Annotated in this window: 6 protein-coding genes; all 6 read left to right on the top strand. The window is 73.9% G+C overall.

Annotation, left to right across the window (positions count from 1 at the left end; genetic code table 11):
- Nucleotides 1–104 precede the first annotated feature (104 nt).
- Nucleotides 105–1,886 carry a nickel-dependent hydrogenase large subunit gene (locus ACFV0G_RS25565; RefSeq protein ID WP_380552368.1) on the top strand — a complete coding sequence of 594 codons (1,782 nt, stop codon included), beginning with the start codon at nucleotides 105–107 and terminating at the stop codon, nucleotides 1,884–1,886.
- Nucleotides 1,883–2,389, top strand: coding sequence for a hypothetical protein (locus ACFV0G_RS25560; protein WP_380552365.1), 507 nt, complete (start codon nucleotides 1,883–1,885; stop codon nucleotides 2,387–2,389). The genes ACFV0G_RS25565 and ACFV0G_RS25560 overlap by 4 nt, the downstream gene beginning before the upstream one ends.
- An 86-nt stretch (nucleotides 2,390–2,475) precedes the next feature.
- Complete coding sequence (locus tag ACFV0G_RS25555) at nucleotides 2,476–3,093, top strand: DUF5947 family protein (RefSeq protein ID WP_380552387.1); 618 nt, start codon at nucleotides 2,476–2,478, stop codon at nucleotides 3,091–3,093.
- Complete coding sequence (locus ACFV0G_RS25550; RefSeq protein WP_380552362.1) at nucleotides 3,083–3,748, top strand: DUF6084 family protein; 666 nt, start codon at nucleotides 3,083–3,085, stop codon at nucleotides 3,746–3,748. Before ACFV0G_RS25555 ends, ACFV0G_RS25550 begins: the two co-directional genes overlap by 11 nt.
- Nucleotides 3,745–5,181: a hypothetical protein gene (locus ACFV0G_RS25545; RefSeq protein WP_380552359.1), complete on the top strand. Its 1,437-nt coding sequence runs from the start codon at nucleotides 3,745–3,747 to the stop codon at nucleotides 5,179–5,181. Before ACFV0G_RS25550 ends, ACFV0G_RS25545 begins: the two co-directional genes overlap by 4 nt.
- A partial coding sequence (locus tag ACFV0G_RS25540) for a hydrogenase maturation protease (protein ID WP_380552356.1) occupies nucleotides 5,178–5,709 on the top strand: 532 nt, incomplete at its 3' end. The genes ACFV0G_RS25545 and ACFV0G_RS25540, both read left to right, overlap by 4 nt.

Genomic DNA, 5,709 nt, shown 5'->3' with positions numbered 1-5,709 from the left:
CCAGGAGGCCGAGGAGGCCGAGTGGCGCCGGACGAACCCGGAGGCACGCGCGCGTTCCCCGCACGCTCCAACCACCCACCCCCGAAGAAGGGCTCGCACTCCCGATGACGACGACGACGAAGTCCGGCGACGGCAGCGGCCTGGTGGAGATGTCCTGGGACCCGATCACCCGGATCGTGGGCAGCCTGGGCATCCACACCAAGATCGACTTCAAGCAGAAGAAGGTCGCGGAGTGCTACAGCACCTCCTCGGTCTTCCGCGGCTACAGCGTCTTCATGCGCGGCAAGGACCCGCGCGACGCGCACTTCATCACCAGCCGCATCTGCGGCATCTGCGGCGACAACCACGCCACCTGTTCGGTCTACGCCCAGAACATGGCGTACGGCGTGAAGCCGCCGCACCTCGGCGAATGGATCATCAACCTCGGCGAGGCCGCCGAGTACATGTTCGACCACAACATCTTCCAGGAGAACCTGGTCGGGGTCGACTACTGCGAGAAGATGGTCCGCGAGACCAACCCGGGCGTCCTGGAGAAGGCCGAGCGCACCGAGGCCCCGCACGCGGCCGAGCACGGCTACAAGACCATCGCCGACATCATGCGCTCGCTCAACCCCATCGAGGGCGAGTTCTACCGCGAGGCCCTGCAGGTCAGCCGCTACACCCGGGAGATGTTCTGCCTGATGGAGGGCCGCCACGTGCACCCCTCCACGCTCTACCCCGGCGGCGTCGGCACGGTGGCGACGATCCAGCTGTTCACCGACTACCTGACCCGGCTGACCCGCTACATCGAGTTCATGAAGCGCGTGGTGCCGCTCCACGACGACCTGTTCGACTTCTTCTACGAGGCCCTGCCCGGGTACGAGGAGGTCGGCCGCCGGCGCGTGCTGCTGGGCTGCTGGGGCAGCCTCAACGACCCCGACCACTGCGACTTCACCTACCGCAACATGACCGACTGGGGCCGGCGGATGTTCGTCACCCCCGGCGTGGTGGTCGACGGCAAGCTGGTCACCAACGACCTGACCGAGATCAACCTCGGCATCCGCATCCTGCTCGGCAGCTCCTACTACCAGGACTGGGAGGGCCAGGAGCAGTTCGTCACCCACGACCCGCTCGGCAACCCGGTCGACCCGCGGCACCCGTGGAACCAGCACACCATCCCGCAGCCGCAGAAGCGCAACTTCGACGACAAGTACAGCTGGGTCATGTCGCCGCGCTGGTTCGACGGCAAGGACTACCTGGCGCTGGACACCGGCGGCGGCCCGATCGCCCGGCTCTGGTCCACCGCGCTGTCCGGCCTGGTCGACATCGGCTACATCAAGGCCACCGGCCACAGCGTGGTCATCAACCTCCCGCGCACCATGACCAAGCCGGAGACCACCTTCGAGTGGAAGATCCCGAAGTGGTCGAACGCGCTGGAGCGCAACCGCGCCCGCACCTACTTCCAGGCCTACGCGGCCGCCGCCGCCCTGCACTTCGCCGAGAAGGCGCTGGAGGAGGTCCGGGCCGGCCGCACCCAGACCTGGGAGAAGTTCGAGGTCCCGGACGAGTCCATCGGCTGCGGCTTCACCGAGGCCGTCCGCGGCGTGCTCTCGCACCACATGGTGATCCGCGACGGCAAGATCGCCAACTACCACCCGTACCCGCCGACCCCGTGGAACGCCAGCGTGCGCGACAGCTACGGCACGCCCGGCCCGTACGAGGACGCGGTGCAGAACACCCCGATCTTCGAGGAGAACTCCCCGGAGAACTTCAAGGGCATCGACATCATGCGCGCCGTGCGCAGCTTCGACCCCTGCCTGCCCTGCGGCGTGCACATGTACGTCGGCGACGGCCGCACCGTGCAGAAGATGCACGTGCCGACCGGGCTCAGCGGGCTCGCCGGATGACGGCCACCGAGGAGACCGGGCGCCGGGTCCAGCAGGTCCTGGACCGGATGGCGGCGGACGGCGGCGACACCGCCGCCGCGGAGGAGCTGGTCCGCGAGCTGATGGCCTTCTACGGCGAGGGCCTGGCCCGGATGGTGGCCCTGCTGTCGGCCGCCGGCGGCACGCTGCCGCCGGCGCTGCTCGACGACGACGTGGTGGCCGGGCTGCTCGTCCTGCACGACCTGCACCCGGAGTCCGTCGAGCGGCGCATCACCCGCGCCCTCGACGGGCTGCCCGGCCGCGGCGCCGTGCTGGTCGCATACCGCGACGGCACCGCGACCGTCCGGCTGGAGCAGTCCGGCGGCTGTGGATGCGGCGGCACGGACCCGGCCCGGGCCGAGATCGCGGCGGCGCTCGCCTGCCACGCACCGGAAGTGGCGGAGGTCCGGATCGAGGAGGCCGCGGCCGCACCGGTGCTGCTGCAGATCGGCCGGCGGCCCGCGGTCGGGGCGGAGGTTCGGTGACCACCACGCCCACCGCCCCCGCGCACGCCCACGCGCACGCACCGGCACACCCGGCTGCGGCCGCCGCCCCTGGCAGCGGAACGGCCCTGCTGCGCCGGCTCCGCGAACCCGCACCGCCGCAGCCGGAGCGCTGCTCGTTCTGCGGGCTCGACCTGCCCGCCGAGCACCGGCACCTCGCCGACACCGAGGAGCGGTCCCTGGTCTGCGCGTGCACCGCCTGCGCCCTGCTGCTGGAGCAGCCGGGCGCGGGCGCCGGGCGCTACCGCGGCGTGCCCCGCCGCTACCTGGCCGACCCGGTGCACGCCCTGGGCGACGCCGACTGGGAGGCCCTGCAGATCCCGGTGTCCCTGGTGTTCCTGCTGCACAACGCGGTGCTCGACCGCTGGGTCGCGCTCTACCCGAGCCCGGCCGGGCCCGCCGAGAGCGAACTGGACGCCGCCGCCTGGCAGTCCGTGCTCCGGCGGACCCGGCTCGCGGCGCTGCTGGAACCCGACGTCGAGGCGCTGCTGCTGCGCCGGACCGACGACGGCACGACCAGCTGCCACCTGGTGCCGGTCGACGCCTGCTACGAACTGGTCGGCCGGATGCGCCGGCACTGGCAGGGCTTCGACGGCGGTGCCGAGGCCCGCGCCGAACTCACCGCGTTCTTCGACCGGTTGGCCGCGGTCGCGGTACCCGTGAAGGAGACCGCCGATGACCTGTGAGCTGAGCTTCGGCTGCACCGGGGTGCGGGGCGACCCGTACGCGGCCGGTCCGACCCTGATGTTCCGGCTGCGGATCGGCACCGGCGACCCGGCGACCCGGGTGCACGCGCTGGTGCTCCGCTGCCAGCTGCGCATCGAGCCCGCCCGGCGGAGCTACGACGACCGGGAGGCCGAGGGGCTGAACGACCTGTTCGGCGACCGGGCGCGCTGGGGCACCAGCCTCAACCCGGTGCAGCTCGCACAGGTCCCGCTGATGGTGCCGGGGTTCACCGGCAGCACCGAGGTGGAGCTGCCGGTGCCGTGCACCTACGACCTGGACATCGCCGCCACCCGCTACCTCGCCGCGCTGCAGGGCGGCGACGTGCCGCTGCGGATGCTCTTCTCCGGCTCGGCGTTCACCGGGGACGGCGGCTTCCGGGTGGAGCCGGTGCCCTGGCACAAGGAGACCGAGGTCCGGCTGCCGGTGCGGGTCTGGCGGGAGATGATGGCGCAGCACTTCCCCGGCTGCGGCTGGCTGCGGCTGCCGCAGGAGGCGATGGACGACCTGCTGGCCTACCGCTCCCGGCACGGGCTGACCTCCTGGGAGGACACCGTGCGCTCGCTGCTGGAGCGGGCCCAGGCCGCGCCGCTCACCGTGGACGGGGGTGCGCGGTGAAGGCCGCGGCGCCCGCCGCGGGGTCGTTCGAGGCGGCCCGGCAGATCGCCGACGCCGTGCTGCTCGAGGGCTACGTGCTGTACCCGTACCGGGCGTCCGCGGCGAAGAACCGGGTGCGGTGGCAGTGGGGCGTGCTCGTCCCGCCCGGCTGGGGCGAGGACAGCGGGGAGCACTGCGACCAGCGCACCGAGTGCCTGCTGGAGCCCCGGCGCGACGCGACGCTCTTTGCCGAGCTGCGCTTCCTGCGCGTCCAGCGGCGGACGGTGGAGCGGCTGCGCGAGGACGGCGGGCACGAGGAGGTGGCGGCGCTGGAGCTGCCCGACCGGGTGCTCACCGCCTGGGACGAGGGCGTCGAAGAACGGGTCGAACTCTCGGTGAGTGTGGCCGAGTTGGAGAACGGCCCGGTGAGCGTGCCGTTCCACCGCCCGGGTCGGACCGAGATCGAGTCGGTGCGCGACGGCGAGCGGGTGGCCGGGCGTACCGTGCGGCGGTGCGCCCCGCTGGACGGCACCGTCCGGCTGATGCTGGCCGAGATCCCCGGTCCCTACCGGGCGTTCCGGCTGACCGCGGTGGTCGAGAACAACACCGACTGGACGGCGCTGCCGGGCGACGGCCGTGAGGCGGCGCTCGCGCACGCGCTGGTCTCCACCCACCTGCTGCTCGGCCTGGACGCGGGCAGCTTCGTGTCGATGACCGACCCGCCGCAGTGGGCGGCCGAGGAGGTCGCCCGCTGCACCAACCTGCGCGCCTGGCCGGTGCTGGCGGGCGCCGACGGGCGGGCCGACGTGGTGCTCTCCTCCCCGATCATCCTGGAGGACCACCCGCAGGTGGCGCCGGAGAGCCCGGGCGCCCTGTACGACGGCCTGGAGATCGACGAGATCCTCGCGCTGCGGACGGCCACCCTGACCGAGCAGGAGAAGCGCGAGGCCCGGGGCACCGACGAACGCGCCGGGGCCGCGGTCGACCTCGCCGACTCGCTGCCGCCGGAGGTTCTGGAGCGGCTGCACGGCGCCGTCCGCGGGCTGCGCGAGGTCACCGCGGGCCGCTCTGCCGCGGCGGACCCGGACGCCGTGCCGGGCGCCGTGCCCGGGGTGCCGTGGTGGGATCCGGGCGGCGACCCGGGCGTCGACCCGGCCCGCGACCGGGTCATGGTGGACGGCCGGCCGGTGGGTGCCGGCGACCGGGTCGTGCTGCGGCCCGGGCTGCGGCGCACCGACGCCCAGGACCTGTTCCTGCGCGGCCGGACCGCGCTGGTGGAGGCGGTGCTGCACGACGTCGACGGCGCCGTGCACCTGGCCGTCACCGTGGACGGCGACCCCGGCGCCGACCTGTGGCGGGCCCAGGGCCGGTTCCTGTACTTCCAGCCGGACGAGCTCTCGCCGGCCGGGGAGGGCGCCGCCGCCGGCGCACCGTCCGCCGAGGAGGCGCCGTGACCGCGCGGGTACTGGTGGCCGGGGTCGGCAACATCTTCCTCGGTGACGACGGCTTCGGGGTGGAGGCCGTGCGGCGGCTGGCCGCGCAGCCGCTGCCCGAGGGCGTGGAGGCGGTGGACGTCGGGGTGCGCGGAGTGCACCTCGCGTACCAGCTGCTGGACGGCTACGAGACGCTGGTGCTGGTGGACGCCACCGCGCGCGGCGGCCCGCCGGGCACCGTGTACCTGCTGGAGGCTCCGGCGCCCGGCGAGATCGAGCCGCAGGCGCCCGCGCTGGACGGGCACCGGATGGGCCCGGACGCGGTGCTGGCGCTGCTCGCCACGCTCTGCGCGGGCACCGGCGGCGTGCCGCCGCAGCGGGTCCTGGTGGTGGGCTGCGAGCCGGCCTCGCTCGCCGAGGGGATCGGGCTCAGCGAGCCGGTCGCCGCGGCGGTCGACGAGGCCGTGGCCCTGGTCCTGGCGGTGCTGGACGAGCGGTCCGGACCGGGCTGCGCGCCCGGCGGCCGCGCGGTCCGGACCGGCACGGGCC

Origin of the sequence: Kitasatospora sp. NPDC059571, assembly GCF_042735675.1 — a bacterium.
In the GTDB taxonomy this organism is placed as follows: domain Bacteria; phylum Actinomycetota; class Actinomycetes; order Streptomycetales; family Streptomycetaceae; genus Kitasatospora.
This window is presented reverse-complemented; position numbering and strand designations above follow the sequence as displayed.

Excerpts from the sequence above, each read along its gene's own strand:
- ACFV0G_RS25565 (WP_380552368.1), top strand. The coding sequence starts at position 105 with ATGACGACGACGACGAAGTCCGGCGACGGCAGCGGCCTGGTGGAGATG.
- ACFV0G_RS25560 (WP_380552365.1), top strand. The coding sequence starts at position 1,883 with ATGACGGCCACCGAGGAGACCGGGCGCCGGGTCCAGCAGGTCCTGGAC.
- ACFV0G_RS25550 (WP_380552362.1), top strand. The coding sequence starts at position 3,083 with ATGACCTGTGAGCTGAGCTTCGGCTGCACCGGGGTGCGGGGCGACCCG.